This window comes from Streptomyces sp. NPDC015139 (assembly GCF_043079785.1).
Taxonomy (GTDB): domain Bacteria; phylum Actinomycetota; class Actinomycetes; order Streptomycetales; family Streptomycetaceae; genus Streptomyces; species Streptomyces albidocamelliae.
Genome location: NZ_JBIBUW010000017.1, coordinates 27,579 through 54,443 on the forward strand (window position 1 = coordinate 27,579; position 26,865 = coordinate 54,443).

General features: G+C 71.9%; 27 protein-coding genes. 11 read left to right on the forward strand and 16 right to left on the reverse strand.

The features are described from left to right. Window positions 1-52: 52 nt before the first annotated feature. From ACF08B_RS33405 to ACF08B_RS33420, 4 genes are all read right to left on the reverse strand, one after another. A complete protein-coding gene (locus ACF08B_RS33405; RefSeq protein ID WP_392320815.1) occupies window positions 53-1,420 on the reverse strand; it encodes a hypothetical protein in 1,368 nt (455 codons plus the stop codon). After that, complete coding sequence (locus tag ACF08B_RS33410; RefSeq protein ID WP_392320816.1) at window positions 1,410-1,985, reverse strand: DUF6114 domain-containing protein; 576 nt, start codon at window positions 1,983-1,985, stop codon at window positions 1,410-1,412. Before ACF08B_RS33410 ends, ACF08B_RS33405 begins: the two co-directional genes overlap by 11 nt. Before the next feature lie 118 nt (window positions 1,986-2,103). Beyond that, window positions 2,104-2,742, reverse strand: coding sequence for a DUF6230 family protein (locus tag ACF08B_RS33415; RefSeq protein WP_073889650.1), 639 nt, complete (start codon window positions 2,740-2,742; stop codon window positions 2,104-2,106). Window positions 2,743-3,364: 622 nt separating this feature from the next. Continuing rightward, window positions 3,365-4,336, reverse strand: a complete 972-nt coding sequence (locus ACF08B_RS33420) for a tetratricopeptide repeat protein (RefSeq protein ID WP_392320817.1) — start codon at window positions 4,334-4,336, stop codon at window positions 3,365-3,367. Between the two features lie 208 nt (window positions 4,337-4,544). Here ACF08B_RS33420 and ACF08B_RS33425 point away from each other — a divergent pair, with 208 nt between their 5' ends. Then, window positions 4,545-5,177, forward strand: a complete 633-nt coding sequence (locus ACF08B_RS33425) for a TetR/AcrR family transcriptional regulator (protein WP_392320818.1) — start codon at window positions 4,545-4,547, stop codon at window positions 5,175-5,177. Between the two features lie 51 nt (window positions 5,178-5,228). Here ACF08B_RS33425 and ACF08B_RS33430 read toward each other — a convergent pair whose 3' ends face one another. The 4 genes from ACF08B_RS33430 to ACF08B_RS33445 all read right to left on the reverse strand — a co-directional run bounded on the left by ACF08B_RS33430 (window position 5,229) and on the right by ACF08B_RS33445 (window position 9,143). Further along, window positions 5,229-6,929 (reverse strand): methylmalonyl-CoA mutase, encoded by a 1,701-nt coding sequence (locus tag ACF08B_RS33430; protein ID WP_392320819.1) that lies wholly within the window; start codon window positions 6,927-6,929, stop codon window positions 5,229-5,231. A 75-nt stretch (window positions 6,930-7,004) separates the two neighbouring features. Then, entirely contained in the window at window positions 7,005-7,343 is a 339-nt protein-coding gene (locus ACF08B_RS33435; RefSeq protein WP_392320820.1) for a DUF3817 domain-containing protein, read from the reverse strand. Between the two features lie 43 nt (window positions 7,344-7,386). Next, a complete protein-coding gene (locus ACF08B_RS33440; protein WP_073889642.1) occupies window positions 7,387-7,896 on the reverse strand; it encodes a MarR family winged helix-turn-helix transcriptional regulator in 510 nt (169 codons plus the stop codon). 11 nt (window positions 7,897-7,907) lie between these two features. Continuing rightward, the gene (locus ACF08B_RS33445; RefSeq protein WP_392320821.1) at window positions 7,908-9,143 is read right to left on the reverse strand and encodes an MFS transporter; all 1,236 of its coding nucleotides are present in this window, start codon (window positions 9,141-9,143) and stop codon (window positions 7,908-7,910) included. A gap of 88 nt (window positions 9,144-9,231) precedes the next feature. On the opposite strand from ACF08B_RS33445, the gene ACF08B_RS33450 reads away from it, so the two are divergent. Continuing rightward, window positions 9,232-10,212, forward strand: coding sequence for a DUF5937 family protein (locus ACF08B_RS33450; protein WP_392320822.1), 981 nt, complete (start codon window positions 9,232-9,234; stop codon window positions 10,210-10,212). Between the two features lie 11 nt (window positions 10,213-10,223). Here ACF08B_RS33450 and ACF08B_RS33455 read toward each other — a convergent pair whose 3' ends face one another. From ACF08B_RS33455 to ACF08B_RS33475, 5 genes are all read right to left on the reverse strand, one after another. Next, window positions 10,224-10,871: a TetR/AcrR family transcriptional regulator gene (locus ACF08B_RS33455; RefSeq protein ID WP_392320823.1), complete on the reverse strand. Its 648-nt coding sequence runs from the start codon at window positions 10,869-10,871 to the stop codon at window positions 10,224-10,226. Next, window positions 10,868-11,548: a DUF4166 domain-containing protein gene (locus ACF08B_RS33460; RefSeq protein WP_392320824.1), complete on the reverse strand. Its 681-nt coding sequence runs from the start codon at window positions 11,546-11,548 to the stop codon at window positions 10,868-10,870. The genes ACF08B_RS33455 and ACF08B_RS33460 overlap by 4 nt, the downstream gene beginning before the upstream one ends. Beyond that, window positions 11,545-12,297: a hypothetical protein gene (locus tag ACF08B_RS33465; protein WP_392320825.1), complete on the reverse strand. Its 753-nt coding sequence runs from the start codon at window positions 12,295-12,297 to the stop codon at window positions 11,545-11,547. The genes ACF08B_RS33460 and ACF08B_RS33465 overlap by 4 nt, the downstream gene beginning before the upstream one ends. Before the next feature lie 148 nt (window positions 12,298-12,445). Next, window positions 12,446-12,739 carry an MTH1187 family thiamine-binding protein gene (locus ACF08B_RS33470; protein WP_093474624.1) on the reverse strand — a complete coding sequence of 98 codons (294 nt, stop codon included), beginning with the start codon at window positions 12,737-12,739 and terminating at the stop codon, window positions 12,446-12,448. Beyond that, window positions 12,736-13,080, reverse strand: coding sequence for a DUF3817 domain-containing protein (locus ACF08B_RS33475; protein WP_392320826.1), 345 nt, complete (start codon window positions 13,078-13,080; stop codon window positions 12,736-12,738). Before ACF08B_RS33475 ends, ACF08B_RS33470 begins: the two co-directional genes overlap by 4 nt. A gap of 183 nt (window positions 13,081-13,263) precedes the next feature. On the opposite strand from ACF08B_RS33475, the gene ACF08B_RS33480 reads away from it, so the two are divergent. The 4 genes from ACF08B_RS33480 to ACF08B_RS33495 all read left to right on the forward strand — a co-directional run bounded on the left by ACF08B_RS33480 (window position 13,264) and on the right by ACF08B_RS33495 (window position 15,920). Next, a complete protein-coding gene (locus tag ACF08B_RS33480) occupies window positions 13,264-13,896 on the forward strand; it encodes an AIM24 family protein (RefSeq protein ID WP_392320894.1) in 633 nt (210 codons plus the stop codon). Between the two features lies 1 nt (window position 13,897). Further along, entirely contained in the window at window positions 13,898-14,548 is a 651-nt protein-coding gene (locus ACF08B_RS33485; protein ID WP_392320827.1) for an AIM24 family protein, read from the forward strand. A 41-nt stretch (window positions 14,549-14,589) separates the two neighbouring features. Further along, window positions 14,590-15,351 (forward strand): AIM24 family protein, encoded by a 762-nt coding sequence (locus ACF08B_RS33490; RefSeq protein WP_392320828.1) that lies wholly within the window; start codon window positions 14,590-14,592, stop codon window positions 15,349-15,351. 92 nt (window positions 15,352-15,443) lie between these two features. Continuing rightward, complete coding sequence (locus ACF08B_RS33495) at window positions 15,444-15,920, forward strand: MarR family winged helix-turn-helix transcriptional regulator (RefSeq protein WP_093474630.1); 477 nt, start codon at window positions 15,444-15,446, stop codon at window positions 15,918-15,920. Here ACF08B_RS33495 and ACF08B_RS33500 read toward each other — a convergent pair. The 3 genes from ACF08B_RS33500 to ACF08B_RS33510 form a co-directional block, all read right to left on the reverse strand. Beyond that, the gene (locus tag ACF08B_RS33500; RefSeq protein WP_392320829.1) at window positions 15,917-17,200 is read right to left on the reverse strand and encodes an MFS transporter; all 1,284 of its coding nucleotides are present in this window, start codon (window positions 17,198-17,200) and stop codon (window positions 15,917-15,919) included. The two genes, ACF08B_RS33495 and ACF08B_RS33500, sit on opposite strands and share 4 nt — an antisense overlap. 145 nt (window positions 17,201-17,345) lie before the next feature. Then, window positions 17,346-18,302: a methylmalonyl Co-A mutase-associated GTPase MeaB gene (gene meaB, locus ACF08B_RS33505; RefSeq protein ID WP_392320830.1), complete on the reverse strand. Its 957-nt coding sequence runs from the start codon at window positions 18,300-18,302 to the stop codon at window positions 17,346-17,348. Window positions 18,303-18,340: 38 nt separating this feature from the next. Continuing rightward, on the reverse strand, window positions 18,341-19,540 hold the full coding sequence (locus ACF08B_RS33510) for an acetyl-CoA C-acetyltransferase (RefSeq protein WP_392320831.1): 1,200 nt from the start codon (window positions 19,538-19,540) through the stop codon (window positions 18,341-18,343). 145 nt (window positions 19,541-19,685) lie between these two features. On the opposite strand from ACF08B_RS33510, the gene mce reads away from it, so the two are divergent. The 5 genes from mce (at window position 19,686) to ACF08B_RS33535 (ending at window position 26,865) form a co-directional block, all read left to right on the forward strand. Further along, on the forward strand, window positions 19,686-20,126 hold the full coding sequence (gene mce, locus ACF08B_RS33515) for a methylmalonyl-CoA epimerase (protein WP_073889621.1): 441 nt from the start codon (window positions 19,686-19,688) through the stop codon (window positions 20,124-20,126). A 206-nt stretch (window positions 20,127-20,332) separates the two neighbouring features. Then, a complete protein-coding gene (gene scy, locus ACF08B_RS33520; RefSeq protein ID WP_392320832.1) occupies window positions 20,333-24,247 on the forward strand; it encodes a polarized growth protein Scy in 3,915 nt (1,304 codons plus the stop codon). 182 nt (window positions 24,248-24,429) lie between these two features. Beyond that, complete coding sequence (locus ACF08B_RS33525) at window positions 24,430-25,365, forward strand: cellulose-binding protein (RefSeq protein WP_093474638.1); 936 nt, start codon at window positions 24,430-24,432, stop codon at window positions 25,363-25,365. 211 nt (window positions 25,366-25,576) lie between these two features. After that, window positions 25,577-25,840 carry a DUF3253 domain-containing protein gene (locus tag ACF08B_RS33530; protein WP_093474640.1) on the forward strand — a complete coding sequence of 88 codons (264 nt, stop codon included), beginning with the start codon at window positions 25,577-25,579 and terminating at the stop codon, window positions 25,838-25,840. A gap of 71 nt (window positions 25,841-25,911) precedes the next feature. Continuing rightward, window positions 25,912-26,865 (forward strand): ABC transporter ATP-binding protein, encoded by a 954-nt coding sequence (locus tag ACF08B_RS33535; RefSeq protein ID WP_392320833.1) that lies wholly within the window; start codon window positions 25,912-25,914, stop codon window positions 26,863-26,865.

Consider the following 26,865-nt stretch of genomic DNA (forward strand, 5'->3'; position numbering starts at 1 on the left):
CAGGGGGGCGCCCTCAGTCGTCCGCGGCTCCCGGACGGGCTTGCGTGACCGCTCAGTCGGTCGTGTACACGTGCATGCCGGGCACGTGGAGGCTGCCGCCGAACTGGGCCGCCTGGACCACCTTCACGTTGGTGAAGTAGATCAGCGGGATGTTCAGCGGGGGCGGGCTGTCGGGGCTGAAGGTCACCGGGATCAGGCCGAACAGGTTGCCGGAGATGCTCTCGGTGTACATGACCGTGTCGCCGTTGCGGATGGTCGACGTCGAGCCCTTGGCGGCCTGCACGTGGTACGTCTTGTTCGCCTGCTTGTCGTTGACCGTCTGGTGCAGGTCACCGATGTCCGTGCCGCCCGAGATGACGTACTTCAGCACCTTCTTCTTGGTGCCGTTGGCCGTCTTCACCTCGACGACGCCCTGATAGTCGGCGCCCTTGAGGAGCAGGGAGCTGGCGTTCAGGTACCACGGGTCGTCCGCCACCGGCGTCTTGTTGTCGACGCCGCTCTCGTCGTCCGTGGCCACCGGGCAGTCGTCCGCCGCGTCGGAGGCGCTCGCGGACGGGGCCGGCGTCGCCGACCCGGCCGCGTCCTGCGCCGCCTTCACGGTGTCCTCGGCCGTCTTCGAGACCTTGTCGGTGGTGTTCTTCACCGTGTCCGAGACCGTCTTGCCCGCCTTGGAGGCGGTGTCCTTGACGGTGTCGGAGACCTTCGTGCCGGCCGAGTCCGACGTCGACGTACCGGAGCCGGACGCCGACGCCGAGGGCGCGGCGGACGACGGGGACGCGGACGGTGTGGGGCTCGCGGACGAGGTGCCGGAGTCCTTGCCGCCGGTCAGGACGTCGCCGAGCGTGTCGCCGATGGTGTCCAGCAGGTTGCCGCTGCTCTGGGACGCGGACGGGGTGGGCGTGGCCGTGTCGCCGCCGGAGCCCTTGTCGGACGTGCCGGAGCCGGGGTCGGAGGAACCGGTGGTCGCGCTCGGCTCGGGCGTGCCCTGGTCGCCGGAACCTGAATCCGGCGAAGAGGTCTTGCCCGTGTCCTTGGCACCGCCGGCGTCCTTGCCGTCCTCGGCGTCGGTGCCCGGCGTGGCCGTGTCCGTCGGCTTCGTGCTCTCCGAGGCGGACGGCGACGGCGAGGCCGAGGCGTCACCGGAGTCGTCCAGCGCCTTGACGCAGTCCTTGTACTCGTCGGCCGTCAGGCTCTTGGCCGACGTCGAGGGGGACGGACTGCCGTTGTCGGCCAGCGCGAGCGTGGAGGTGAACCCCATGCCCACGATCACCGCGGTCGGCATCGCCACGGAGGCTATCGCCTTGCCGGCCGGCATGTGGAACCTGGTGAACAGCGGCTTCCTGGGTGCCGCGTGGCGGGGACCGGTTCTCGCGCGGGACCCGTCCACATCGGTCCCGCGGATCGCCTCGTCAGCCGGCACTGTGCCTCCCGTTCGCCCCGTTGGCCGGGCTCGTTCCTGACAGGTCGTTCGTGCTCACCGGGTCCGTGCCCTGGTGGGGCAGCGGAGCGAATCCGGCGGTGTCGCCCTTGTCCGGAGCGGTCCCGGGGGCCTCACCTGCGGCCTCGGCGGCCGGTTCCGGCTGCTCGGTGGCGCCCGGCGCCCAGGCCACGGCCATCGCTCCACCGATGAGGGAGAGCAGGAAGCCCAGGACGAAGCCACCGAAGTTGGACACGGGGATGGACACCAGTGCGAGGAGGATCGCGGCGACTCCCGCGAAGGTCCGCACGTGCTTCTGGAACCAGAGACTGACGCCCAGGACGATCAGCAGCACACCGATGATCAGGGATCCGGCTCCCGCAGTGGTCGCCATCGCCAGCGTCAGATGGCCGAACTGCAGGTGGGCGTACGGGAAGTACATGATCGGAACGCCGCCGAGCAGGACGAACAGACCGGCCCAGAACGGACGCGTGCCCCGCCAGGCGCGGAACTGCTGCCTCCGGTGGGTGAACTGGCCGGGTGCGGCGGCAGGGGTCTCGGCGCTCATGGAAAACAGCTCCCTGGTGCGGTGTTGCTGTGGTGGTGATGTGTGCCGCGTGCGCGGACGCGGCCGGAGTGTGGGACGGGCGGGGGCGCCACCGGCTCCCCCGCCCGTCATCGAGTGCTTAGTAGCACTCCTTGACACCCGTCGCCAGCGACATGTGGAGACCGCTGAGCTTGAAGGTTCCGGCGGTGGTCGCCCACGCCGTCTGCTTCACGCCGACCAGCGTGGCCTTGTCGGCCTGCTGCGCGAAGCCGAAGGGGTTGGCCTGCTCGCCGCCACCCTTCATGCCCGGACCCTTGGAGGCGTCCTTCGCGGCCACACCGATGTCGATGTTGTCGAACGTCGCGTCGGCGTTGAGGTCGGCAACGTCGATGTAGATGTTGTCGGCCTGGACCTTGTCGTGGCCCTCGCCGCCGGCGCGCAGGATCAGGCTGACGTTGCCGAAGACCGGCACGTCGGGCGTGACCACGGACTGGCACAGGTTGGTGATCTCGGCGTGCTTGAACGCCGAGACGGCAACCGGGTGGGCCGTCTTCTTGCCGTCCATCGTGTAGCCGCTGTCGATGGCTCCGTACTGCTCGAAGCCGGTGCCGACGAGCGAGTCGGCGGACACCTTGAACGACTGGCCGGACACGCTGAACGAAGCGGCGAGAGCGCCCTGTGCGAGGGCCACACCTATACACGCCGTGGCGGCGACGCTGGGCACCATGACCACAGCGAACCGCTTCCATCTGGTCCCGCCACGCACCTGGGACTCCATATTTCCTCCTTCTCGGACGTACATCTCCTGGCCCGGACTCGCCCCGGTCGGCGGCTCAGCCAGGCAGGGATGGGAGAAGTGCTACGTCCTCGGGAAGGAGAGCGCCTGCACTCGGTGGCGCGAACCGCGCCCGAATCACCGGCGATCACCCCCGAGCGACAACCACTGGTCGCGCCTGACACGCATCACGCACAACCTTGCTGGACAGGCTTCGCCGGACGGCGAAGACCCCCCTGCCCAAGAGCCGGCGCCACTGCCGCCGGATCTGCTCGGTGGGGACCCAGAGTCTCCTGCGACCCGACCGGTTGCCGGGGTGCGGGAATGGACCGAGCGTCGCCGATCGTGGTGCATTCTCGGCCCGGGCACAAGGGGGTTCGTTACTGGCTAGTAACGGGCGGATAACCGGAGGACGACCGGCCGATCTCGGAGTGCGACGCTCGGTTGCATCGAGGGCCAGAGCAAAGCCGTTGATCCCTGGATGAAACCAGACAGATCAACGGCCTCGATTTACTCCGAGTAACAGCGGCCGCGATTACCAAGATTTGGTAAAGCGCGGCCGCCCTGACAGCTCGTCGGCGAATCTTTCACCCCGGCATCACAAGCCGGGGCGTTTAGCGACTGGTCAGAACAGGGCGCGCGCCAGCGCGCGGCGGGCCCCGATCACCCGCGGATCGTCGAGGCCCACGACCTCGAACAGCTCCAGCAGCCGGCGCCGTACGGTGTCCCGGTCGTCACCCGCGGTGCGCTGCACGGTCTCGATCAACCGCCCGAAGGCGTCGTCGACATGACCGCCCACCAGGTCCAGGTCGGCGGCGGCGATCTGCGCGTCCACGTCGGCCGGCTTCTCGGCGGCCTCCCGGCGCACCTTCTGCGGGTCGAAGTCCTGCACGCGCTGGAGCAGTTCGGCCTGCGCCAGGCCCAGCTGGGCCTCCGGGTGGGCCGGGTCGTCGGCCAGCACGTTCTTGTACGCCTGGATCGCACCGCCCAGGTCGCCCGCGTCGAGGGCCTGCGCGGCGGCGTTCAGCGTCGCCTCGTACGGGCCCACGGGCACCCCGGTCTCGGCGGCACCGCCGGCCTCGGCGTCCGGGTCGACGGTCAGGCCGGTCAGCCCGAACCGCTGCTCGGCGACCTGCACCAGCTGGTCCAGGGTCTCCCGGATCTGCTGCTCGGGGGTCACCCCCTGGAAGAGCGGCAGCGCCTGGCCCGCGACGACCGCGAACACGGCCGGGATGCCCTGCACCCCGAACTGCTGCATCAGCATCTGGTTGGCGTCGACGTCGATCTTGGCGAGGAGGAAGCGACCGGCGTACTCGACGGCCAGTCGCTCCAGGACCGGGCTGAGCTGCTTGCAGGGCTCACACCACTCGGCCCAGAAGTCGATGACGACGGGTACTTCGGCGGAGCGCTGCAGTACGTCGCGCTCGAAGCCGGCTTCGTCGACGTCGATGACGAGGTCGGCCGGCGAGACGGCCCCCGTCCCACCCTGCCGGGCGGCTTCGGCGCGCGCCTGCTCGGCCTTGGCCTTGGCCTCCTGGGCCGCCTTCACCGCGGCGAGGTCGACGACACCGCTCATGGACATGTTCCGTGGCTGCATGCGTCTATCCTCCCCGTTCCGGCGCCGGAATGAAAAAAGCGAGGTGCCGGCGCCGGGTCCCCACCCCACGCCGTGGTCGTCGCCCGTGTACGTCCCTCACGAGCTTTCGCTACGACCCGTAGCGTAATGGCATCGGGGCACCTCGCGACACCACACCCCGGTGATCTCCCTCACGACGCCACGGGAACCGCCGGTTTATGGTCAGTGGATGCAGAGCCGCACCCCAGCGGGCCGTACCGGCCGCCCGCGCAGCGCCGCCGCGGACACCGCGATCCTGGCCGCGACGCGGGAGGCGCTGGTCGAGCTGGGATGGTCCAAGCTCACCCTCGGGGACGTGGCGACCCGCGCCGGGGTCGCCAAGACCACGCTGTACCGCCGCTGGGCCGGCAAGAACGAACTGGTCGTGGACGCGGTGGCGGAGCTGTTCGACGAGCTCGAACTGCCCGACCGCGGCAGTCTCGCCGCCGACATCGAGGGCGTGGTCCTGCAGTTCGCGGCCATCCTGGCCCGGCCGGAGGCCAAGAGCGGTCTGATGGCGGTGGTCGCGGAGTCGACCCGGGACGACGCGCTGCGCGAGCGCATCCGCGCGTCGATCGTCGAGCGTCAGATACGGCTGGTTCTGGAGGGTCGGGAGCGGGCCCAGCGGCGCGGCGAACTCCCCCCGGAGCCGGACCCCGCCGAGGCGGCCCGCACGGTGGACCTCATCTTCGACGTGGTGGCGGGCGCGGTGGTGCACCGCACCCTGGTGAGCGGAAAGCCGGCGGACGAGGACTGGGTGCACGACTTCACCCGGGTCCTGCTGCTCGGCCTGACGGCGGCGGAACCGACTGCGGCCGAGTAGCCCGCCCGGCCCCGGCCGGCCGTGTGGCCGGGCCGGGTGGCGGGCGCCGGGCTAGAAGCCTGCCGGTTCCGTGTACACGCCCCACTCGTCGCGCAGCACCCCGCAGATCTCGCCCAGCGTGGCCTCGGCGCGCACCGCGTCCAGCATCGGCTCGATCATGTTGGCGCCGGAGCGGGCCGCGTCCAGCATCGCCGCCAGCGCGGAGCGCACCGCGGCGTCGTCGCGCGCCGCCTTCCGCTCGGCGAGCACCCGCACCTGCTCGCGCTCCACCTCGTGGCTGACCCGCAGGATCTCCAGGTCCCCGGTGACGGAGCCGGTGCCCACGTTGACGCCGACGACCCGCTTCTCGCCCTTCTCCAGGGCCTGCTGGTAGCGGAACGCCGACTCGGCGATCTCGCCGGTGAACCAGCCGTCCTCGATCCCGCGCAGGATGCCGGAGGTGATCGGGCCGATCGGGTGCCGCCCGTCGGGGTGCGCCCTCAGGCCCCGCTCCCTGATCTGCTCGAAGATCTTCTCCGCGTCCGCCTCGATCCGGTCCGTCAGCTGCTCGACGTACCACGAACCGCCCAGCGGGTCGGCCACGTTGCCGACCCCGGTCTCCTCCATCAGCACCTGCTGGGTGCGCAGCGCGATCTCGGCGGCCTGCTCGCTGGGCAGCGCGAGGGTCTCGTCCAGCGCGTTGGTGTGCAGGGAGTTGGTGCCGCCGAGGACGGCGGCCAGCGCCTCCACGGCGGTACGCACCACGTTGTTGTACGGCTGCTGCGCGGTCAGCGAGACCCCGGCGGTCTGCGTGTGGAAGCGCAGCCACTGGGCCTTGTCGCTCTTCGCGCCGTACACCTCCCGCATCCAGCGCGCCCAGATCCGCCGCGCGGCCCGGAACTTGGCGATCTCCTCGAAGAAGTCGACGTGCGCGTCGAAGAAGAAGGACAGACCCGGCGCGAAGACGTCCACGTCGAGGCCGCGCGAGAGGCCCAGCTCCACGTACCCGAAGCCGTCGGCGAGCGTGTACGCCAGCTCCTGCGCGGCCGTGGCCCCGGCCTCGCGGATGTGGTAGCCGGAGACGGAGAGCGGCTTGTAGGCGGGGATGCCGGCCGCGCAGTGCTCCATCAGGTCGCCGATGAGGCGCAGGTGCGGCTCGGGCTGGAAGAGCCACTCCTTCTGCGCGATGTACTCCTTGAAGATGTCGGTCTGCAGGGTGCCGTTGAGCACCCCGGGGTCGACCCCCTGCCGCTCGGCGGCGACCAGGTACATGCAGAAGACGGGCACGGCGGGCCCGCTGATCGTCATGGAGGTCGTGACGTCACCGAGCGGGATGTCCTTGAACAGGACCTCCATGTCGGCGGCGGAGTCGATGGCGACGCCGCAGTGCCCGACCTCGCCGAGCGAGCGCGGTTCGTCGGAGTCGCGGCCCATGAGGGTCGGCATGTCGAAGGCCACGGACAGACCCCCGCCGCCCGCGGCGAGGATCATCTTGTACCGCTCGTTGGTCTGCTCGGCGTTGCCGAAGCCGGCGAACTGGCGGATGGTCCAGGTGCGCCCGCGGTAGCCGGTCGGATGGAGCCCGCGCGTGAACGGGTACTCCCCGGGCCAGCCGATCCGCTCGAATCCCTCGTAGGTGTCGCCCGGTCGGGGCCCGTACACCGGCTCCACGGGGTCGCCGGAGAGCGTGGTGAAGTCAGCGTCGCGCTTGCGTGCGGCGTCGTAGCGGGCCTGCCAGCGGCGGCGGCCCTCGTCGATGGCGTGAGCGTCCATACCCTCGAATTTACTTGGACGTCCTAGTAAATGTCGATGGCTGACCGCCGTACGGAACTCGTACGGCGGTAAAACCTAGGCCTTGGCGACGGCCGGCTCCCGGCCGGCGGTACCGGCCTCCAGCTCGCGGCTGATCCTGCGCTCGACGAAGAACGCGGCCGTGGGGATGGTGCCCGCGAGCAGCACCCACAGCTGCTTGCCGACCGGCCACTTCGCCTTGGACCCCAGGTCGAAGGCGAACACCAGGTAGACGACGTACAGCCAGCCGTGGGCGATGGCGACGACCCGCGTGAAGTCGGCGGCACCGCTCATGTCGAACCCGTACTTCGCGATCATGCTCAGGCACAGCAGCACCAGCAGGACACCGGTGGTGTAGGCCAGGACGCGGTAGCGGGTCAGCACGCTCTTCTTCATGCCCACGAGCGTAACCACCCGTTCCGGGAGATCTTGCCCCGGGTCACTCCTCGTCGAAGTCGTGTGCCGAGATCCGCAGCGGACGGAGCATCGCGAAGATCTCCTGGCACTCCTCCGCGTCGTACGCGCCCAGGCCGAAGTCCATGGACATGAGGTCGCGGGTGGCCGCGTCGACCACCTCGCGGCCCTTGTCGGTGATGACGGCGAGGGTGCCGCGGCCGTCGTTGGGGTTGGGTCGCTTGGCGACCAGCCCGGACCTGACCAGCCGGTCCACGGTGTTCGTGACGGACGTGGGATGCACCATCAGCCGCTCGCCGATCTTGGACATCGGCAGCTCACCGGCCTTGGAGAAGGTGAGCAGCACCAGCGCCTCGTACCGGGCGAACGTCAGCCCGTACGGCTTGACCACCGCGTCCACCTCGGCGAGCAGGATCTGGTGGGCCCGCATGATCGAGGTGATGGCGGCCATGGACGGCACGTTTCCCCAGCGCTGCTTCCAGAGCTCGTCGGCACGCGCGATGGGGTCGAACGGAAGGCTGAGTGGCTTCGGCACGTCATCAGACCCTACCGGCCGGTCATATGCCGGGCAGCCCCGTCTCGGCTTTCGGTCGCCCGGGCCGCCAGGGCCAGCCCGCAGCAGCACAGGACGCCCACCGCGCCGGCCCCCACCACGGCCGCCCCGACCCCCGCCACCTCGGCCGCCACACCGGCGAGCGCCATGCCGGCGCCCTGGACCGTCATCAGGCCCGCGCTCAGCAGGGTCATGGCCCGCCCGCGCAGCTCCTCGGGCACGGCCCGCACGAACCACTGGTCCAGGCCGAGGGTGTACGCGGATCCGGCCCCGGACAGCAGCAGGAGCAGCAGCGAGCCGGTGAGCCCCGGGTGGAGGGCGTAGCCGAGGTAGGGCAGCAGGGTCAGGCAGAGCAGGGGCAGCGCGACGCGTTCCCGGGCCGCGGGGCGCAGCCGGGCCCCGGCGAACAGCTCGCCGGCCACCGTGCCGACGGGCAGGGCGCACATCAGCAGGCCGAGGCCGGTGGAACCGCTGCCGAGGGCGTCGGCGTACGGCGCGGCCAGCGCCTCGGGGACGACGGAGAACGCCGCCGGCACCCAGAACAGCAGGAGCAGCACCCGGACGCGGGGGCGGGCGAGCAGCTGCCGCAGGCCCGGCGGGGCGTCGCCGCCCGGCCGGGTGCGGGCGGGCCGGTGCCGGGTGCCGAGGCGCAGCAGCGCCGCGGAGGCGAGGAAGGTCCCGACGGTGATCAGCAGGGCGTGGCGCGGGGTGACCACGGTGAGCAGCAGACCGCCGAGGCCGAATCCGACGAGCAGGGCGCTCTGGGCGACGATCCGCAGCAGGGAGCGGCCGAGCACGAACAGGTCGCCGTCGCCGAGGACGTCGGCGAGGGTGGCCATGCGGGTGCCGGAGAACACCGGGGCGACGACGGCGAGGCAGCAGCGCAGCACGAGGAGCGGGCCGATGCCCGGGCCCGGTGCCGCCATCAGGGCGACACAGCCCGCGCACACCAGGTCGCAGACCACGAGCACGCGCCGGGCCGGGAACCGGTCGGCGACCGGGGCGAGCAGGGTGCCGCCGACGGCGTAGGGCAGGAAGCCCAGGGCGAAGGTGAGCGCGCTCCACAGGGGGGAGCGGGTCAGGTCGTAGACGAGGACGGACAGCGCGACCTCACTGACGATCATGCCGAGCATGGACAGGACGTGCGCGGCGAAGACGGCCCGGAACTCGGGCACGGCGAGGACACGGCCGTATCCGGCGGGCGCCGGGGCCTGGGCAGGTGCGGACATGCCGGGCAGCGTGCCCCGCCGGGGACGGTCACCCGTAGAGTTTCGGCTCAGGCCGAATGTCCCGCGAGCCGGCGATCAGGTGGTGCCCGTGCCCTCACGTCTTCACTTCGGCGACGACGACTTCCTGCGCTGCCGGTTCGCCCTCTCGCCCGTCTGGGAGACGCAGGAGGCGGTGCGGACGCTCAAGCGGCCGGACCGGCACGGGTACCACGCGCCCTGGCTGCGCCGGATCCGGGACGCGGCGGCCGGGCTCGATCTCGCGCCGCTGTGGCTGCTGATGCCGAGACGCGGGCACAGCCCCGACTGGCTGGTCCCGCCGCTGCTCGGCCCGGCGGTGTCCTTCGCGGAGGAGATCTCGGCGATCCGGGCGGCCGATCCGGAGGCGGCCCGGGCGGACACCGCCGCGTCGCTGGCGTGCACACCGGGCGCGCTGGACTCGCCGCGGGGCCGGGCCTGGCTGGCGGATCCCGGGCGGATGGTGCGGGAGCTGGCGGACGCGCTGGAGGAGGCGTGGCGGGTGCTGGTCGAGCCGGACTGGCCCCGGTTGCGGGCCTTGCTGGAGGCGGACGTCGCCTTCCACTCGCGGCGGCTGGCCGAGGTGGGCCTCGGCGGGCTGCTGCCGGAGATCCACGCGCGCTGCGGCTGGCAGGAGACGACGCTGACCGTGCAGTCGCGCGGCGAGCACGAACGGCACCTGGGCGGCCGGGGGCTGGTGCTGATGCCGAGCGTCTTCACCTGGCCGGACGTGATCAGCAGCTTCCCGCCGCCCTGGCAGCCGGCCGTGATCTACCCGGCGCGGGGCGTCGGCGGGCTGTGGGCGGAACCGGCCGAGCGGACGCCCGAGGCGCTGGTACGGCTGCTGGGCCGCAACCGGGCGGCCGTGCTGACCGCGCTCGACGAACCGGCCGGTACCACCGCCCTCGCCCACCGTCTGCGGCTCGCGCCCTCGTCGGTCTCCGCCCATCTGACCGTGCTGCGCGACGCGGGCCTGCTGACCGCCCGCCGCTACGGCCATCAGGTGCTGTACGAGCGGACACCTCTGGGGATGGCGCTGACGTCGGCGGGCTGACGCCTCCTGGGTCAGCGGCTCTGCCGGCGCAGACGGTGGCGTACCGCTCGCTGCGCGACGGGGCCGAGTTCCTCCAGCGCGGTGACGAGGGCGCCCAGCCCCTCCAGGGCGTCGAGGGCCGCGTGGGCGCCCCGCTCGTCGACGCCCTCGTACAGTTCGATGCCGACGAAGGAGGCGGCGACGGCCCGGGCCAGGCCGGCGGGGTCGGTGAACTCGCCGAGGGGGGTCGCCGCGAGGACGCGGCGCAGCGCGCCCTCGATCTCGGCGATCCACAGGTCGAGTCCGGCCGCGGTGGCGGGGCCGAGTCCGGCGTGGGTCTGGGCACCGGCGAGCAGCTGGCCGAGGAGTGCCACGTGCCCCTCGGCGCGCTCCTGGTCGTGCATCTCGCGGCCGACGGTGAGGAGTTCGGACAGGGAGGTGACGGCGGCGAGCCGGTCCCGGTACGTGGCCACGGACTTCTCCGCGCCGTACCGGCAGGCCGCCGCCAGCAGTTCGTCCACCGAGCCGAAGTGGTAGAAGACCAGCGCCTGGTTGACGCCGGCCGCCGAGGCCACCGTACGGGCCGAGGTCTTGGCGATGCCCTGCTCGGTGAGGGTGCGCAGGGCGCCCTCCAGCAGCTTGGTCTTGGTCTCCTGGGACTTCGCCGTCTCCGGGCTCATGCGCGCGCCTCCTCCCGCACGGGGCGCAGCCCCGGCCGTACCCCGAGGGTGCGGACGTCCGTGTACGCGGCCGTGAAGGAACCCTCGTAGCCGAAGAGCGGTCCGAAGAAGCGGTTGACCACCCGGACCCGGATGCGGAAGCGGCCGGCGTCCTCGTCGTAGGACTCGCGCACCTCGGCCGTGGCGCCGAGGAGTTCGGGCACCCGGACGTCCACCGGCCCTTCCCGGAAGCGGTGTTCGCCGGAGCGGATGAGCAGGGAGCCGTCGGGCTCGGCGCGCAGGTGCAGTTCGCTCGCGAGGTGCTGGTGGGTGCCGAGGTAGTCGAGGATGCGGTCGCCCCGGGGGCCGAGCACCATCTGGGCGTCGAAGCGGCGGCTGCGGCCGGGCAGTTCGAAGGTGCGCACGAAGCTCACCGTCTCACGCCCCAGGCCGTCGGTGTACGGCACGTTCTCGATCACGAAGGGGATGTCGCGGCCGGCCTCGGGGACCAGGATGTTGCGGGTGGCGCCCAGCGCCAGGAAGGGCTTCACGAACGCGGGTCCGTGCCAGACGCGGTCCATCACGCCCCGGCCGGTGCAGGCCTCGCCGCTCGCGAGGCCCACGGAGAAGCGGCGCCGCAGCCGTGGGTGCAGCCGGTCGAAGCCGGCGCCCATGACGGTCTCGAACATCGAGGTCACGAGGGCTTCTCCAGGGTGCGCAGCAGGCGGGGCGCCCGGGTCCGCGTGACGGGGGCCCGCAGGCAGCGCCGGGCCGCCGGGGTGCAGGGGAGCGGTTCCTTGAACAGGACGAGGGAGATGCCGACCACGAGCAGCAGCGGGCAGAGGAAGGCCGCGGTGTCGGCGAAGGGCCCGAACAGGCGCAGGAACGGGTCGGTGCCGAGCGCGCTCAGGCAGAGTCCGAGGACGAGCGCGCGGACCGCGAGTTCGGCGAGCCAGTTGAGCAGGGCGCGTTCGGGGGTGATGCCCCGCTCCAGCCAGAGTCTGAGCCGGTCGAAGGACCACGCGGTCGCCCAGCCCATGAGCGGGCGGAACAGCGCCCGGTCGCCGAGGGCGCCGAGGGCGCCCCAGCGGGGGCGGTAGTCGTAGCCGGTGAGGAAGCGGACGCCGTGCGCCTCCGGTACGTAGCGCCAGTAGCCGCTTCCCTCGGCGATCAGGGAGAGGGGGTGCGGGGAGGAGAAGCGCAGGGCGGAGGTGCGGGTGCCGTCGGGGCGCTCCTTCTCGCCGGCCGCGACGCCGGTGCCGGAGACGGTGAGGAACGGCAGCAGGCGCGTGGAGTAGCTGAAGCGCTGCGGCTCCCCCTCCACGCGCGGGAGGTACGCGATCTCGGTGAAGCGCAGGTCCCAGCGCTGGTGCCGGGCGGGGTCCTGGGTACGGGCCCACAGCTCGTCGAGGTCGGCGCGTATGTGCGTCTCTATGTAGAGACCCATGTGTTCCCCCACGTCAGGCCATTGTTTTGAGCGACCGCTCAAACATTCGTGGAAAAAAAATACACCCCCTTGAGCGATCGCTCAAAGAGCGGGTACGAGAGAACCCCGGTCCTGGGGACCGGGGTTCGGGGGCCGAGGGCCCGCGGGATCACTGCGCCAGGTACCGCTCCACGGTCTCCACCTTGGAGGTGAGGCCGTCGGTCACACCGGGCCGGATGTCCGCCTTGAGGACCAGCGAGACACGCGGGGCACGGGCCTCGACGGCGGCCACGGCACGCCGTACGACGGCCATGACCTCGTCCCACTCGCCCTCGATCGAGGTGAACATCGCGTCGGTGCGGTGGGGCAGTCCCGACTCGCGGACCACGCGGACGGCGTCGGCGACGTACTCCCCCACGTCCTCACCGACCCCGAGGGGCGTCACGGAGAAGGCGACGATCATACGTTCACGACCCCTTCCTTGCGGGCGCGGGCCGCGATGACCGCGTCCTCGGCCTCACGGCGCAGCCTGCGCTCGGCGAAGAAGCCGCCGGTGGGCAGCACCGAGAGGACGAAGTAGAGGGCCGCGGTGCCCAGGGGCCACTTGGTGCGGTTCCAGGCGTCCGCCCAGAAGATCACGTAGAAGACGAACAGCACACCGTGGATCGCGCCCATCACGGGGACCGCGTTGAAGTCCGTGGTCCGCTTCAGCACCGAGCACAGGAGCAGGATCAGGAAGGACACGGCCTCGGGGGCGGAGACCAGGCGGAGGCGGCGGAGGGCGGTGGCGGTCTTGATGTCCACGGGTCACCTTCGGTGGGAGTGTCGAACGACGGTCTGCCGATTACGGACTGCCGGTTTGTGAACGCACGCACAAGCGTTCTCCCATTGTGGCAAACCGCGGCCCTAGGGGTCCGCTCAGGGTCGCTCTCCACCCCCGGGCCCTGTTCGCCCCACCCGTCCGGCCGCTACTTTCCCAGCGTGGCGATGTTCCGACTCCAAGGCAGCAAGGTGCTGGCCGTCGACATGACCGGGGACGCCGTGAAGGCGAAGAACGGCTCGATGGTCGCGTACGACGGTCAGATGGCCTTCAGGAAGCTGAGCGGCGGCGGCGAGGGGCTGCGCGGGATGGTGACCCGGCGGCTCACCGGCGAACAGATGACGGTGATGGAGGTGAAGGGGCACGGGACCTGCTGGTTCGCGGACCGTGCGTCCGAGATCAACCTGGTCGCCCTGAGGGGGGACAAGCTCTACGTCGAGTCGAGCAATCTGCTGGCGACGGACGCGGGACTGAGGACGGGCACGACGTTCACGGGGCTGCGCGGCGCCTCGCAGGGCAACGGGCTCTTCACGACGACCGTCGAGGGGCACGGCCAGGCGGCGATCATGTCCGACGGCCCGGCGGTCGTGCTGCGGGTCAGCCCGCAGTACCCGCTGGCCGTCGACCCGGGCGCCTACATCGCCCACCAGGGCGAGGTGCGGCAGTCCTTCCAGTCCGGTGTGACGTTCCGCACGTTCCTCGGGGAGGGCGGCGGCGAGGCGTTCCAGATCCGCTTCGAGGGCGACGGCCTGGTGTACGTGCAGCCGAGCGAGCGGAACACGATCGCGGGGGACCTGTGACATGACCTTCCGAGAGATCAACTCCAAGATGGTCGAGGCGACGGTGCTGCCGGGGCAGCGGCTGTACAGCCAGCGCGGGGCCATGCTCGCCTACAAGGGGGAGGTGTCCTTCACCCCCGACATCCAGGGCGGTCAGGGCGGGCTGATGTCGATGCTCGGGCGACGGGTGGCCGGCGAGGCGACGCCGCTCATGTCGGTCGAGGGCAGCGGCACGGTCTTCTTCGGGCACGGCGGCCACCACGTCCATGTCATCAGCCTTTCCGGCGACACCCTCTACGTGGAGGCGGACCGCCTGCTCGCCTTCGAGGGCACCCTCCAGCAGGGCACGATGTTCCTGGGCTCGCAGGGCGGCGTCATGGGCCTGGTCCGGGGCCAGGTCACCGGGCAGGGACTGTTCACCACCACCCTGCGGGGCAACGGCTCGGTGGCCGTGATGGCGCACGGCGGCGTCTTCGAGCTCCCGGTCACCCCGCAGCGCCCGGTCCACGTCGACCCGCAGGCCTACGTCGCCCATCACGGGGACGTGCGCAACAAGCTGTCCACCGCGCTCGGGTGGCGCGACATGGTGGGCCGCGGCTCCGGCGAGGCCTTCCAGCTGGAGCTGAGCGGCAACGGCACGGTGTTCGTCCAGGCGTCGGAGGAAAAGCTGTGAGCGCGTACGGAGTGCCCGGCGGCCCGGTGGTCCACGACCCCATGACGCTGCCCGCCGACGACAACGTGAACACCTACACGTTCTGCGTCGAGCTCAAGGGCGGCCAGTGGTTCCTGCAGAAGGGGAAGATGATCGCCTACTACGGGGCGATCGAGTTCAACGGCATCGGGCACGGCCGACTCGACCGACTTGTCCGTACCTCGTTCCATTCGCCACTGCACGCGAGCGACTGGGTCGTGGCGCAGGGCTCGGGCAAGATGCTGCTGGCCGACCGGGCTTTCGACGTCAACTCCTACGACCTGGACGACGGGAACTTGACCATTCGCGCGGGCAACCTGCTCGCTTTTCAGCCAAGTCTCGCGCTCAAGCAATCGATCGTGCCGGGTTTTCTGACCCTGATCGGAACCGGAAAGTTCGTCGCCGCATCTAACGGTCCGGTGGTGTTCATGGAACCTCCGATCCGGGTCGACCCGCAGGCCCTCGTCGGGTGGGCCGACTGCCCGTCCCCGTGCCATCACTACGACCACGGATACTTGGCGGGTGTACTGGGCGGCCTACGTGCGATGACCGGCCTCGGCGGGGCCTCCGGCGAGGAGCACCAGTTCGAGTTCGTGGGGGCCGGGACGGTCCTGCTGCAGTCGACGGAGACCCTCATGACCGAGGCGGCCACGGGGGTGGTTCCGCCGGAGGCCGGGGTCCCCGGCGGTGGCGTAACGGCATCGGGTGGACACGGTCCGCAATCGTCGGGGGTACCGCGCCTTCCCGGACAGCTGGGAGACCTCCAGCGTCGCTTCGGGCTGTGAGCGGTAGTCTGCGGAGTGTGACATCGAACGCGTGCGCACAGTCACACCACCCGAAGTAGTTCGTCATTCAACTTCTTAGGTAGACTTCATTCATGGAGACCGAGACGGCCACGCGCTGGCTGACCGATGCGGAGCAGTGCGCCTGGCGCACCCACCTGGAGGTCAACAGGCTGTTGACGTACCAGCTCGAAAAGGACTTGCAGCCGTTCGGCCTGACTATGAACGACTACGAGATCCTGGTGAACCTGTCCGAGTCGGAGGACGTACGGATGCGGATGAGCGACCTCGCCTCCGCGACCCTGCAGTCCAAGAGCCGGCTCTCGCACCAGATCACGCGGATGGAGAACGCGAACCTGGTGCGCCGTGAGAACTGCGAGTCCGACCGGCGCGGACTGTTCGCCGTGCTGACCGAGCACGGCATGGAGACGATGCGGAAGGTGGCGCCGCACCACGTGGCGTCGGTGCGGCGGCACTTCATCGACCTTCTGTCGCCGGAGACACTGATAGAGCTGGACAAGGCGCTCAAGCCGATCGCCGAGCACCTGCGGGGACAGCGAGGGCGTCCCTAGCTCCGTTCGCCTGCCGGACAGGCCTCGGCCGGGCGGCCGGTCGCTCCGGCCCGCCCGGGCGGGGTGTCCCCGGCCGAAGAGGCCTGGTCAGCCGCCCGGCCGGCCCGCCACCGCACGGCCGACAGCGCGGGCAGCAGGGCCGCGCCGCCCGCGAGGGCGAAGCACGCCCACAGCGGCAGGCGGCCGATCAGCAGCCCCGCCACCAGCGCTCCCCCGGAACTTCCCGCGTTGACGCCCATGTTGACCCAGGCCCCGGCCCGGGTGCGGGCATCGGCCGACACCGTCTCGTCGGCCAGGAGATAGGCCGTCGTCAGCGCCGGGGCGAGGAACGCCCCGGCGACGGCCATCGCCACCGTGAGCGTCCACAGGTTCGGTGCCAGGCCGGCCGCCGCCACCGTCAGGCCCAGGGCGAGGGCGAACAGGAGCAGCCGCTCGCGGGCCGCCGACCGCCAGGGCACCGCCCCGTTCACCAGCCCGCCGACCGCGCTGCCCGCCGAGAGCGCGCCCAGCACCCACGGGACCGTGCCGGGATCGTAGGCGTGCGCCGAGGCGAAGGCCATCGCCAGCAGGTCCACCCCGCTGAGGGCCAGCCCCACGCCGAGGGCCACGGCCACGGGCGTCCCGAGCCCCCGTACTCCCCCGCGCCGCTGGGCGCGCGAGGCCGGCCGCGGACCCGGCATCACCGGGGACATGACGAAGGCGCAGGTGCCGGCCACGATCAGGAACGCGCTCAGCAGGAGGCCGGACGCCGGGTGCGCGAAGGCGGTCAGCGCGCCGATCAGTACGGGTCCGCAGACGTAGAGCAGTTCCTCCGCGACCCCGTCGAGGCTGTACGCACGGCGCAGCAGGTCCCGGTCCGGGAGCAGTTCGGCCCACAGGGCACGCATGGTCGGCCCGAGGGGCGGCGCGCACGCTCCGGCGAGCGCCGCGGCGGCCGCGAGGGCCGTCGGCGGTACCGCCGGACGCCAGGTCAGGGCCGCCAGGACGCACAGCAGGGTGCCGTAGAGCACCGACATCGGCAGCAGTGCGCGGCGGGGGCCGTGACGGTCGATCAAGGACGCCCTGACCGGCATCAGGAAGACCGACGTCGCGCCGAACAGGGACATCACCACGCCGGACACCGCGTAGGAGTCGGTGGCACGGGTGACGGAGAGCAGCACGGCGAGGGAGACCGTGCCGTAGGACAGCCGGGCGGTCAGGGCGGAGACGAAGGTGCGGCGCGCGTGCGGGACGCGCAGGACGGCGGCGTACGAAGGCCGCGCGGAGGCATGCGTGGACATGCTGACGTTCCTCTGTGTGAGGCGGAAGAGGGGACACCGAGGGACGCGGTGGCCACGGTCGGGCCCCGCGATCCGGTGCGCGCTCTACGCCAAGGAGAGGAACATGGCGGCCAACCTAGCAGCAGGCGGGCCGCGCGGGGGAGGTTCAGCCCTGCGTCAGGCTCGCGACCAGTTCGTCGGCCGCGCGGTACGGGTCCAGTTCACCGGCGACGATGCGCTCGGAGAGGGCGCTGAGCCGGCGGTCCCCGTGCAGGTCGCCGATGCGTTCGCGCAGGGCGGTGACCGCGATGGTCTCCACCTCGCGGGCCGCGCGGGCCCGGCGGCGCTCGGCGAGGACCCCGCGCTCCTCCATCCAGGCACGGTGCTTCTCCAGGGCCTCGACGACCTCGTCGACCCCCTCCGCGCGCGCGGCGACCGTCTTCACGATCGGCGGACGCCAGTCGCCGGCGGCGCGGGCCTCGCCCAGGCTCAGCATGTGGTTCAGCTCGCGGGCCGTGGCGTCGGCGCCGTCCCGGTCCGCCTTGTTGACGACGTACACGTCGCCGATCTCGAGGATGCCGGCCTTGGCCGCCTGGATGCCGTCGCCCATGCCGGGGGCCAGCAGGACGACCGAGGTGTCCGCCTGGGAGGCGATCTCCACCTCCGACTGGCCGACACCGACCGTCTCGACCAGGACCACGTCGCAGCCCGCCGCGTCCAGCACGCGGATCGCCTGCGGTGCCGACCAGGCCAGGCCGCCCAGATGACCGCGGGTGGCCATCGAGCGGATGTAGACGCCCGGGTCGGAGGCGTGCTCCGACATCCGGACCCGGTCACCGAGCAGGGCGCCCCCGGAGAACGGGGACGACGGGTCGACGGCCAGGACGCCGACCCGTTTGCCCTGTTTGCGATACGCCGTGACGAGCGCGGAGGTGGAGGTCGACTTGCCGACACCGGGCGAGCCCGTCAGACCGACGACGTACGCGTTGCCGGTCAGCGGGGCCAGTGCCGCCATGACCTCCCTGAGCTGCGGGGACGCCCCCTCCACCAGGGAGATGAGCCGGGCCACGGCCCGCGGCCGGCCTTCCCTGGCCTGGGCCACCAGAGAGGAGACGTCCTGCATCAAACAGCTCCGTTCACTTCACAGACGTTAAGGGGAACTCAGGCCTTCGGAACCCGGACGATCAGCGCGTCGCCCTGGCCGCCGCCACCGCACAGCGCGGCAGCGCCGACACCGCCGCCACGCCGCTTGAGCTCCAGCGCCAAGTGCAGCACGAGACGGGCGCCGGACATGCCGATCGGGTGGCCCAGCGCGATCGCGCCGCCGTTGACGTTCACCTTTTCCGTGGACACGCCGAGGTCCTTCATTGACTGCACGGCGACCGCGGCGAAGGCCTCGTTGATCTCGATGAGGTCGAGGTCGCCGACCTCCAGGCCGTCCTTCTTCAGGGCGTGCTGGATGGCGTTCGACGGCTGGGACTGCAGGGAGTTGTCCGGGCCGGCCACGTTGCCGTGGGCGCCGATCTCCGCGAGCCACTCCAGGCCCAGCTCCTCGGCCTTGGCCTTGCTCATGACGACCACGGCCGCCGCGCCGTCGGAGATCTGCGAGGCGGAGCCCGCGGTGATCGTGCCGTCCTTGGCGAAGGCCGGGCGCAGCTTGCCGAGCGACTCCGCGGTGGTGTCGCCGCGGATGCCCTCGTCCTTGCTGAAGACGACCGGCTCGCCCTTGCGCTGCGGGATCTCCACGGGGGTGATCTCGGCCTCGAAGACGCCGTTCTTCTGCGCGGCGGCGGCCCGCTGGTGGGACAGGGCGGCGATCTCGTCCTGCTCGGGGCGCGCGATACCGAGGCGCGTGTTGTGCTTCTCCGTGGACTCGCCCATGGCGATGCCCTCGAAGGAGTCGGTCAGACCGTCGTAGGCCATCGCGTCGAGCATCTCGATCGCGCCGTACTTGAAGCCCTCGCGGGACTTCGGCAGCAGGTGCGGGGCGTTGGTCATGGACTCCTGTCCGCCCGCCACGACGATGTCGAACTCGCCGGCGCGGATCAGCTGGTCCGCCAGCGCGATGGCGTCCAGGCCGGACAGACAGACCTTGTTGATGGTGAGCGCCGGGACGCTCATCGGGATACCGGCCTTGACGGCGGCCTGGCGGGCCGGGATCTGACCCGCCCCGGCCTGGAGCACCTGGCCCATGATCACGTACTGCACCTGGTCGCCGCCGATCCCCGCACGGTCGAGGGCGGCCTTGATCGCGAAGCCGCCGAGGTCGGCTCCGGAGAAGGACTTGAGCGAGCCGAGCAGTCGTCCCATGGGCGTACGCGCGCCCGCGACGATCACCGAGCTGTTCGTTCCAGAAGGCATGAGCTGCGATCCCCTTACCGGCCAGGCCGAGGAGTGAACGAGGGTTTACTTCGAATGTACTGAGTGGCACTCCGTGCCGTCATCGGCCCGTCGGTGTGATCGCGCGCACGTTGCGTAACCATCTGATGAGCGCTGCACTGAATCCATGCTGACGCGAATCGACCACATCGGGATCGCCTGTCACGACCTCGACGCGACCGTCGAGTTCTACCGGGCCACGTACGGCTTCGAGGTGTTCCACACCGAGGTCAACGAGGAACAGGGCGTGCGCGAGGCCATGCTCAAGATCAACGAGACCTCGGACGGCGGTGCCTCCTACCTCCAGCTGCTGGAACCGACCCGCGAGGACTCCACCGTCGCCAAGTGGCTCGCGAAGAACGGCGAGGGTGTCCACCACATCGCTTTCGGTACGGCGGATGTGGACACCGACGCCGCGGACATCCGCGAGAAGGGCGTACGCGTTCTGTACGACCAGCCACGGATCGGTTCCATGGGGTCGCGGATCACCTTCCTGCACCCCAAGGATTGCCACGGTGTGCTCACGGAACTGGTCACTTCGGCGCCGGTTGAGTCGCCCGAGCACTGACCGCCGTACATATGGGCCGGTAGGGTTGGGGGCGGTCGTCCCTTCAACCGGGGCGACCGCATGCCGGGGTCCGGGTTTCGGGGGACGAGCGTCGGGGCGGCAGCCCGTGCTCCGCCGTTGATCTGACACCATTCCCCGGGGGCCCCGTCCGGCGGATGGACGGAGCTCGTTGGAGAAGCTGACCAGGGGACGGATGGGACCGCGCAGTGCGGGGCTACGAGAGCCAGGAGCGAGAGCCGGCGGCTGACGTCGACCACCTCTCTCGGTTCGAGGCCGAGATGAAGCGGCTGAAGACCGAGCGGGAAAAGGCGATCCAGCACGCCGAGGACCTCGGCTACCAGGTCGAGGTGCTGCGCGCCAAGCTGCACGAGGCGCGGCGCACCCTCATGACCCGGCCCGCCTACGACGGCGGTGACATCGGCTATCAGGCCGAGCAGTTGCTCCGCAACGCCCAGATGCAGGCGGAGCAGCTGCGCCAGGACGCCGAGCGGGAGCTGAGCCAGGCCCGCGCGCAGACGCAGCGCATCCTTCAGGAGCACGCCGAACAAGCGGCCCGGCTCCAGTCGGAGCTGCACCAGGAGGCGGTGACCCGGCGCCAGCAGCTCGACCAGGAGCTGGCCGAGCGCCGCTCCACCGTCGAGTCCCACGTCAACGAGAACGTGGCCTGGGCGGAGCAGCTGCGCGCCCGCACCGAGCAGCAGGCCAGGCGCCTGCTGGAGGAGTCCCGCGCGGAGGCCGAGCAGGCGATGGCCGCCGCCCGCGCGGAGGCCGAGCGGCTGACCCGGGAGGCCCGGGAGCGGCTGCAGAGCGACGCCGAGTCGGCGCGCGGCGAGGCCGAGCAGATCCTGCGCCGTGCCCGCACGGACGCCGAGCGGCTGCTGAACGCGGCCTCCACGCAGGCCCAGGAGGCCACCGACCACGCCGAGCAGCTGCGCAGCAGCACGGTCACCGAGTCGGACGCCGCCCGCCGGCAGTCCGCCGAGCTGAGCCGGGCCGCCGAGGAGCGGATGACCCAGGCCGAGGAGGCGCTGCGCAAGGCGCAGGCCGAGGCGGAGAAGGTCGTCACGGAGGCCGAGCAGGCCGCCGCCAAGACGCTGTCGAGCGCCGAGGCCGCGAACGAGACGCGGACGCGCACGGCGAAGGAGCAGGTCGCCCGGCTGGTCGAGGAGGCCACCAAGGAGGCCGAGCAGACCCGGACCGAGGCCGAGCAGCTGGTCGCGGACGCCCGCGCCGAGGCCGAGAAGATCGTCGCCGAGGCGTCCGAGAAGGCCCGTACGCTCACCGCCGAGGAGAGCGCCACGCAGCTGTCCAAGGCGGCCAAGACCGCCGAGGACGTGCTCAACAAGGCGTCCGAGGAGGCCAAGCGGACCACGAAGGCCGCCGCCGAGGAGGCCGAGCGGATCCGCTCCGAGGCCGAGACCGAGGCGGACCGGCTGCGCGCCGAGGCGCACGACATCGCCGAGCAGCTCAAGGGCGCCGCCAAGGACGACACCAAGGAGTACCGCGCCAAGACGGTCGAGCTCCAGGAGGAGGCCCGCCGGCTGCGCGGGGAGGCCGAGCAGCTGCGGGCCGACGCGGTCGCCGAGGGCGAGTCGATCCGTGCCGAGGCCCGCCGCGAGGCCGTCGCGCAGATCGAGGAGGCGGCCAGGTCCGCCGAGGAGCTGCTGGCCAAGGCCAAGGTGGACGCCGACGAACTGCGGCAGAAGGCCACCGCGGACAGCGAGAAGGTGCGCACCGAGGCCATCGAGCGCGCCACCTCCCTGCGCCGGCAGGCCGAGGAGACCCTGGAGCGCACCCGCAAGGAGGCCGAGCGGCTACGCGCCGAGGCCGACGAGCGGGCCGAGGCCGTCCGGGCGGACGCCGAGCGGGCCGCGCTGGAGCTGCGCGAGGAGACCGAGCGCGCCGTCGAGGCCCGCCGCGGCGAGGCCGCCGAGGAACTGACCCGGCTCCAGACCGAGACCCAGGAACGGCTGGAGAACGCCGAGCAGGCGCTCACCGACGCCCGCGAGGAGGCCGCCCGGATCCGCCGGGAGGCCGGCGAGGAGACGGAGCGGCTGCGCGCGGAGTCCGCCGAGCGGATCCGTACGCTCCAGCAGCAGGCCGAGAGGGAGGCCGAGCGGCTGCGTGACGAGGCCGCGTCGGACGCGTCCGCGTCCCGTGCCGAGGGCGAGGCCGTCGCCGTACGGCTGCGTTCCGAGGCCGCCGCCGAGGCCGAGCGGCTGAAGGCGGAGGCGCAGGACACCGCCGACCGGGTGCGCGCGGAGGCGCAGGCCGCGGCCGAGCGGCTGGGCGCGGAGGCGTCCGAGACGCTGGCCGCCGCCCAGGAGGAGGCCGCCCGGCGCCGCCGCGAGGCCGAGGAACTCCTCGGTGCCGCCCGCGAGGAGGCCGACCAGGAGCGCGAGCGGGCCCGCGAGCAGAGCGAGGAACTGCTGGCCTCCGCGCGCAAGCGCGTCGACGAGGCGCAGGCCGAGGCGACCCGGCTGGTCGAGGAGGCCGACCGGCGCGCCACGGAGATGGTCGCCGCCGCCGAGCAGCACGCCCAGCAGGTACGGGACTCCGTCAGCGGACTGCACGAGCAGGCGCAGGAGGAGATCACCGGACTGCGCTCGGCCGCCGAGCACGCGGCGGACCGCACCAGGCGGGAGGCCGAGGAGGAGGCGGACCGGGTCCGCACCGACGCCTACGCCGAGCGGGAGCGGGCCGGCGAGGACGCGAGCCGTCTGCGGCGCGAGGCGAACGAGGAGTCCGAGGCCGCGAAGGCGCTGGCCGAGCGGACGATGGCGGAGGCGATCTCGGAGGCCGAGCGGCTGCGCTCGGACGCCTCCGAGTACGCCCAGCGGGTGCGCACCGAGGCGTCGGACTCACTGGCCGAGGCCGACCAGGCCGCGTCCCGCACCCGGGCGGACGCCCGCGAGGACGCCAACCGCATCCGCTCGGACGCGGCGACCCAGGCGGACACCCTCATCACCGAGGCCCGCAGCGAGGCCGAGCGGCTCCAGACCGAGACGGTCGCGGAGGCCGACCGGGTGCGCACGGAGGCGCTCGCCGAGGCCGAGCGGCTCCGGACGGAGACGGTCGCGGAGGCCGAGCGGGTACGCGCGGAGGCCGTCGCGAACGCCGATCAGCTCCTCGGGGACGCCACCGGCGACGCCGAGCGGCTGCGTGCCGAGGCCGCCGAGACGGTCGGTTCCGCGCAGGCGCACGCGGAGCGGCTGCGGTCCGAGGCCGGGCGGGTCAAGGCGGACGCGGAGGCGGAGGCCGAACGGCTCGTCAACTCCGCGCGCGAGGAGTCCGAGCGGACCCTGGACGAGGCCCGCAAGGACGCCAACAAGCGGCGTTCGGAGGCGGCCGAGCAGGTCGACACGCTGATCACGGAGACCGCGGCCGAGGCCGACAAGCTGCTCGCCGAGGCCCAGCAGCAGGCGCTGAAGACCACCGCGGACGCCGAGTCGCAGGCCGACACGATGGTCGGCGCGGCCCGCAGCGAGGCCGACCGGATCGTCTCCGAGGCGACCGTCGACGGCAACACCCTGGTGGAGAAGGCCCGGACGGACGCCGACGAACTGCTGGTCGGCGCCCGCCGGGACGCCACCGCCATAAGGGAGCGCGCGGAGGAGCTGCGCGACCGGATCACCAGCGAGATCGAGGAGCTGCACGAGCGGGCCCGCCGCGAGGCCGCCGAGACGATGAAGTCCACCGGCGACCGCTGCGACGCGCTCATCGCGGCCGCCGAGGAGCAGCTGACCAAGGCGCAGGCGAAGGCCAAGGAGACGCTGTCCGAGGCGAACTCCGAGGCGGGCAAGGTACGCATCGCCGCCGTCAAGAAGGCGGAGGGGCTGCTCAAGGAGGCCGAGCTGAAGAAGGCCTCCTTGGTGAAGGAGGCCGAGGAGTTGAAGGCCGAGGCGATCCGGGAGGCCCGGCGCACGGTCGAGGAGGGCAAGCGGGAGCTGGAGATCCTGGTGCGCCGGCGCGAGGACATCAACACCGAGATCTCCCGGGTGCAGGACGTCCTGGAGGCGCTGGAGTCCTTCGAGGCCCCAGGGGGCGCCAAGGACGGCGGGGTCAAGGCGGGTGCGAGCGTGGGAGCCCCCCGTTCGGGTGGCAAGTCGTCGGACGGCTAGCCCACGGGGCACCTTCCGTTGTCTTCTGGGGGCTTTGCCCGGGTACTTGGCAAGCCGTCCGGCGGTCAGCCACCCAAAAGAGGTGCCATTCTCCAGATCAAAACCGTATCCGCTCGATGACACACCGCTTCGGCCCCTAGGATTCCCCTTATCACCTCACCGGTCTCATTGACAGGAACCCCATGAGCGACACTTCCCCCTACGGCTTCGAGCTTGTGCGGCGTGGGTACGACCGCGCTCAGGTGGACGAACGTATCTCCAAGCTCGTCTCCGACCGTGACAGCGCTCTAGCCCGCATCACCGCCCTGGAGAAGCGCATCGAGGAGCTGCACCTCGAGACGCAGAACGCCCAGGCACAGGTCACCGACGCCGAGCCGTCGTACGCGGGTCTCGGCGCGCGGGTCGAGAAGATCCTGCGCCTGGCCGAGGAAGAGGCGAAGGAACTGCGTGAGGAGGCCCGGCGCGCGGCCGAGCAGCACCGCGACCTCGCCGAGTCGGCGGCCCAGCAGGTCCGCAACGACGCCGAGTCCTACGCCACCGAGCGCAAGGGCAAGGCCGAGGACGAGGGCGTCCGGATCGTCGAGAAGGCCAAGGCCGACGCCTCCCAGCTGCGTGCCGAGGCGCAGAAGGACGCGCAGTCCAAGCGTGAGGAGGCGGACGCCCTCTTCGAGGAGACGCGTGCCAAGGCCGCGCAGGCCGCCGCCGACTTCGAGACCAACCTGGCCAAGCGCCGTGAGCAGTCCGAGCGCGACCTGGCGTCCCGTCAGGCCAAGGCCGAGAAGCGCCTCGCCGAGATCGAGCACCGCGCCGAGCAGCTGCGTCTGGAGGCGGAGAAGCTGCGCACGGACGCCGAGCGCCGCGCCCGCCAGACGGTGGAGACGGCCCAGCGCCAGGCCGAGGACATCGTGGCCGACGCGAACGCCAAGGCCGACCGGATCCGTTCGGAGTCCGAGCGCGAGCTGGCCGCTCTCACCAACCGCCGCGACTCCATCAACGCCCAGCTGACGAACGTCCGCGAGATGCTCGCCACGCTGACGGGTGCCGCGGTGGCCGCGGCCGGCACGTCGACCGACGACGAGCCGATCTCCCGCGGGGTGCCGGCGCAGCAGTCCCGGTAGTTCCGGGCAGTCGTACGACGCCGTGAGGGGGCGGCGGGACCGGGTCCCGCCGCCCCTTCCGCGTGCCCGGCGGCCGTCCCGGGCGCCGCGCGCCGTGGCCGGACCGCGGGGGTCGCGCGCACGCGGCTGCCGGGTCCGTCGCCGTAGCCTGGCCGTAGGAGCGCGGGACGTGGCCCGCCGCGGCGGGCCGGGCCGGGAAGGAGGGCCTGTCATGCCGGACGGCGGGCGGTCCCTGGAGGACGCCATTCTCGATCTGCTCGACCGGCGGGCGCCGGGTGCCTCCGTCTGCCCCTCGGACGTGGCCCGCGCGGTGCACCGGGGCGAGGACGAGGGCTGGCGGGAGCTGATGGAACCGGTCCGCCGGGCGGCGGCGCGGCTCGCGGCCGACGGGCGGGTGGAGGTCACCCAGCACGGCTCCCCCGTCGATCCGGCCGCGGCCCGGGGGCCCGTCCGGATCCGCCGGCCGGCCCGGTGAGCCCGTACGGCGGTGCCCCGGGCCGCCCCCTCCGAGTGGCAGGGCCCCGGACCCCGTCCTAGCGTGGCCGCATGATCGAGCTGGAGGGGCTGACCAAGCGGTACGGCGACAAGGTGGCGGTGGACCGTCTCACCTTCGCGGTCGCACCCGGCATGGTGACCGGGTTCCTCGGGCCCAACGGGGCCGGGAAGTCCACGACCATGCGGATGATCCTCGGGCTCGACCACCCCACCGCAGGCGACGTCCGCATCGACGGCAGGCACTACGACCGGCTCAAGGATCCGCTGACGTCCATCGGTGCCCTGCTGGACGCCAAGGCCGTGCACGGCGGCCGCAGCGCCTACAACCACCTGCTGTGCCTCGCGCAGAGCAACGGGATCCCCACGCGCCGGGTGGCGGAGGTGCTGGACACCGTCGGACTCACCGCGGTGGCGCGCAAGAAGGCCAAGGGCTTCTCGCTGGGCATGGGGCAGCGGCTCGGCATCGCCGCGGCGCTGCTCGGCGATCCGCGGATCCTGATGTTCGACGAACCGGTCAACGGTCTCGACCCCGAGGGCATCCACTGGATCCGCACCCTGATGAAGTCGCTGGCCGCGCAGGGGCGGACGGTGTTCGTCTCCAGCCACCTGATGAGCGAGATGGCGCTGACGGCGGAGCACCTGGTCGTCATCGGGCAGGGCAGGCTGCTCGCGGACACCTCCATGGCCGACTTCATCCGGCAGAACTCACGGTCGTACGTCCGCATCCGCACCCCGCAGCGCGAGCGGCTGCTCGATGTGCTGCACCAGGCCGGGATCACGGTCGTGGAGTCGGGCGGCGGGGCGCTGGAGGTGGAGGGCGGCAAGGCCGAGCAGATCGGCGAGCTGGCGGCCCGGAACGGGCTCGTGCTGCACGAGCTGAGCCCGCAGCAGGCTTCGTTGGAGGAGGCGTTCATGCAGCTGACCGCGGAGGCGGTGGAGTACCACGCGCACGCCGACCCGGGTACCGGCGCGCAGGACTGGGGCGCCGGCTGGAAGGAGGCCTGA

Coding starts and splice junctions, on each gene's coding strand:
- ACF08B_RS33500 (WP_392320829.1), bottom strand. CDS start 17,200: ATGTCCACGCATGCCTCCGCGCGGCCTTCGTACGCCGCCGTCCTGCGC.
- ACF08B_RS33485 (WP_392320827.1), top strand. CDS start 13,898: ATGACCTTCCGAGAGATCAACTCCAAGATGGTCGAGGCGACGGTGCTG.
- ACF08B_RS33435 (WP_392320820.1), bottom strand. CDS start 7,343: ATGAAGAAGAGCGTGCTGACCCGCTACCGCGTCCTGGCCTACACCACC.
- ACF08B_RS33530 (WP_093474640.1), top strand. CDS start 25,577: ATGCCGGACGGCGGGCGGTCCCTGGAGGACGCCATTCTCGATCTGCTC.
- ACF08B_RS33445 (WP_392320821.1), bottom strand. CDS start 9,143: ATGTCCGCACCTGCCCAGGCCCCGGCGCCCGCCGGATACGGCCGTGTC.
- ACF08B_RS33455 (WP_392320823.1), bottom strand. CDS start 10,871: ATGAGCCCGGAGACGGCGAAGTCCCAGGAGACCAAGACCAAGCTGCTG.
- ACF08B_RS33480 (WP_392320894.1), top strand. CDS start 13,264: ATGTTCCGACTCCAAGGCAGCAAGGTGCTGGCCGTCGACATGACCGGG.
- ACF08B_RS33465 (WP_392320825.1), bottom strand. CDS start 12,297: ATGGGTCTCTACATAGAGACGCACATACGCGCCGACCTCGACGAGCTG.
- ACF08B_RS33425 (WP_392320818.1), top strand. CDS start 4,545: ATGCAGAGCCGCACCCCAGCGGGCCGTACCGGCCGCCCGCGCAGCGCC.
- ACF08B_RS33490 (WP_392320828.1), top strand. CDS start 14,590: ATGACGCTGCCCGCCGACGACAACGTGAACACCTACACGTTCTGCGTC.
- ACF08B_RS33430 (WP_392320819.1), bottom strand. CDS start 6,929: ATGGACGCTCACGCCATCGACGAGGGCCGCCGCCGCTGGCAGGCCCGC.
- ACF08B_RS33410 (WP_392320816.1), bottom strand. CDS start 1,985: ATGAGCGCCGAGACCCCTGCCGCCGCACCCGGCCAGTTCACCCACCGG.
- ACF08B_RS33470 (WP_093474624.1), bottom strand. CDS start 12,739: ATGATCGTCGCCTTCTCCGTGACGCCCCTCGGGGTCGGTGAGGACGTG.
- meaB (WP_392320830.1), bottom strand. CDS start 18,302: ATGCAGGACGTCTCCTCTCTGGTGGCCCAGGCCAGGGAAGGCCGGCCG.
- mce (WP_073889621.1), top strand. CDS start 19,686: ATGCTGACGCGAATCGACCACATCGGGATCGCCTGTCACGACCTCGAC.
- ACF08B_RS33510 (WP_392320831.1), bottom strand. CDS start 19,540: ATGCCTTCTGGAACGAACAGCTCGGTGATCGTCGCGGGCGCGCGTACG.
- ACF08B_RS33525 (WP_093474638.1), top strand. CDS start 24,430: ATGAGCGACACTTCCCCCTACGGCTTCGAGCTTGTGCGGCGTGGGTAC.
- ACF08B_RS33535 (WP_392320833.1), top strand. CDS start 25,912: ATGATCGAGCTGGAGGGGCTGACCAAGCGGTACGGCGACAAGGTGGCG.
- ACF08B_RS33495 (WP_093474630.1), top strand. CDS start 15,444: ATGGAGACCGAGACGGCCACGCGCTGGCTGACCGATGCGGAGCAGTGC.
- ACF08B_RS33415 (WP_073889650.1), bottom strand. CDS start 2,742: ATGGAGTCCCAGGTGCGTGGCGGGACCAGATGGAAGCGGTTCGCTGTG.
- ACF08B_RS33420 (WP_392320817.1), bottom strand. CDS start 4,336: ATGCAGCCACGGAACATGTCCATGAGCGGTGTCGTCGACCTCGCCGCG.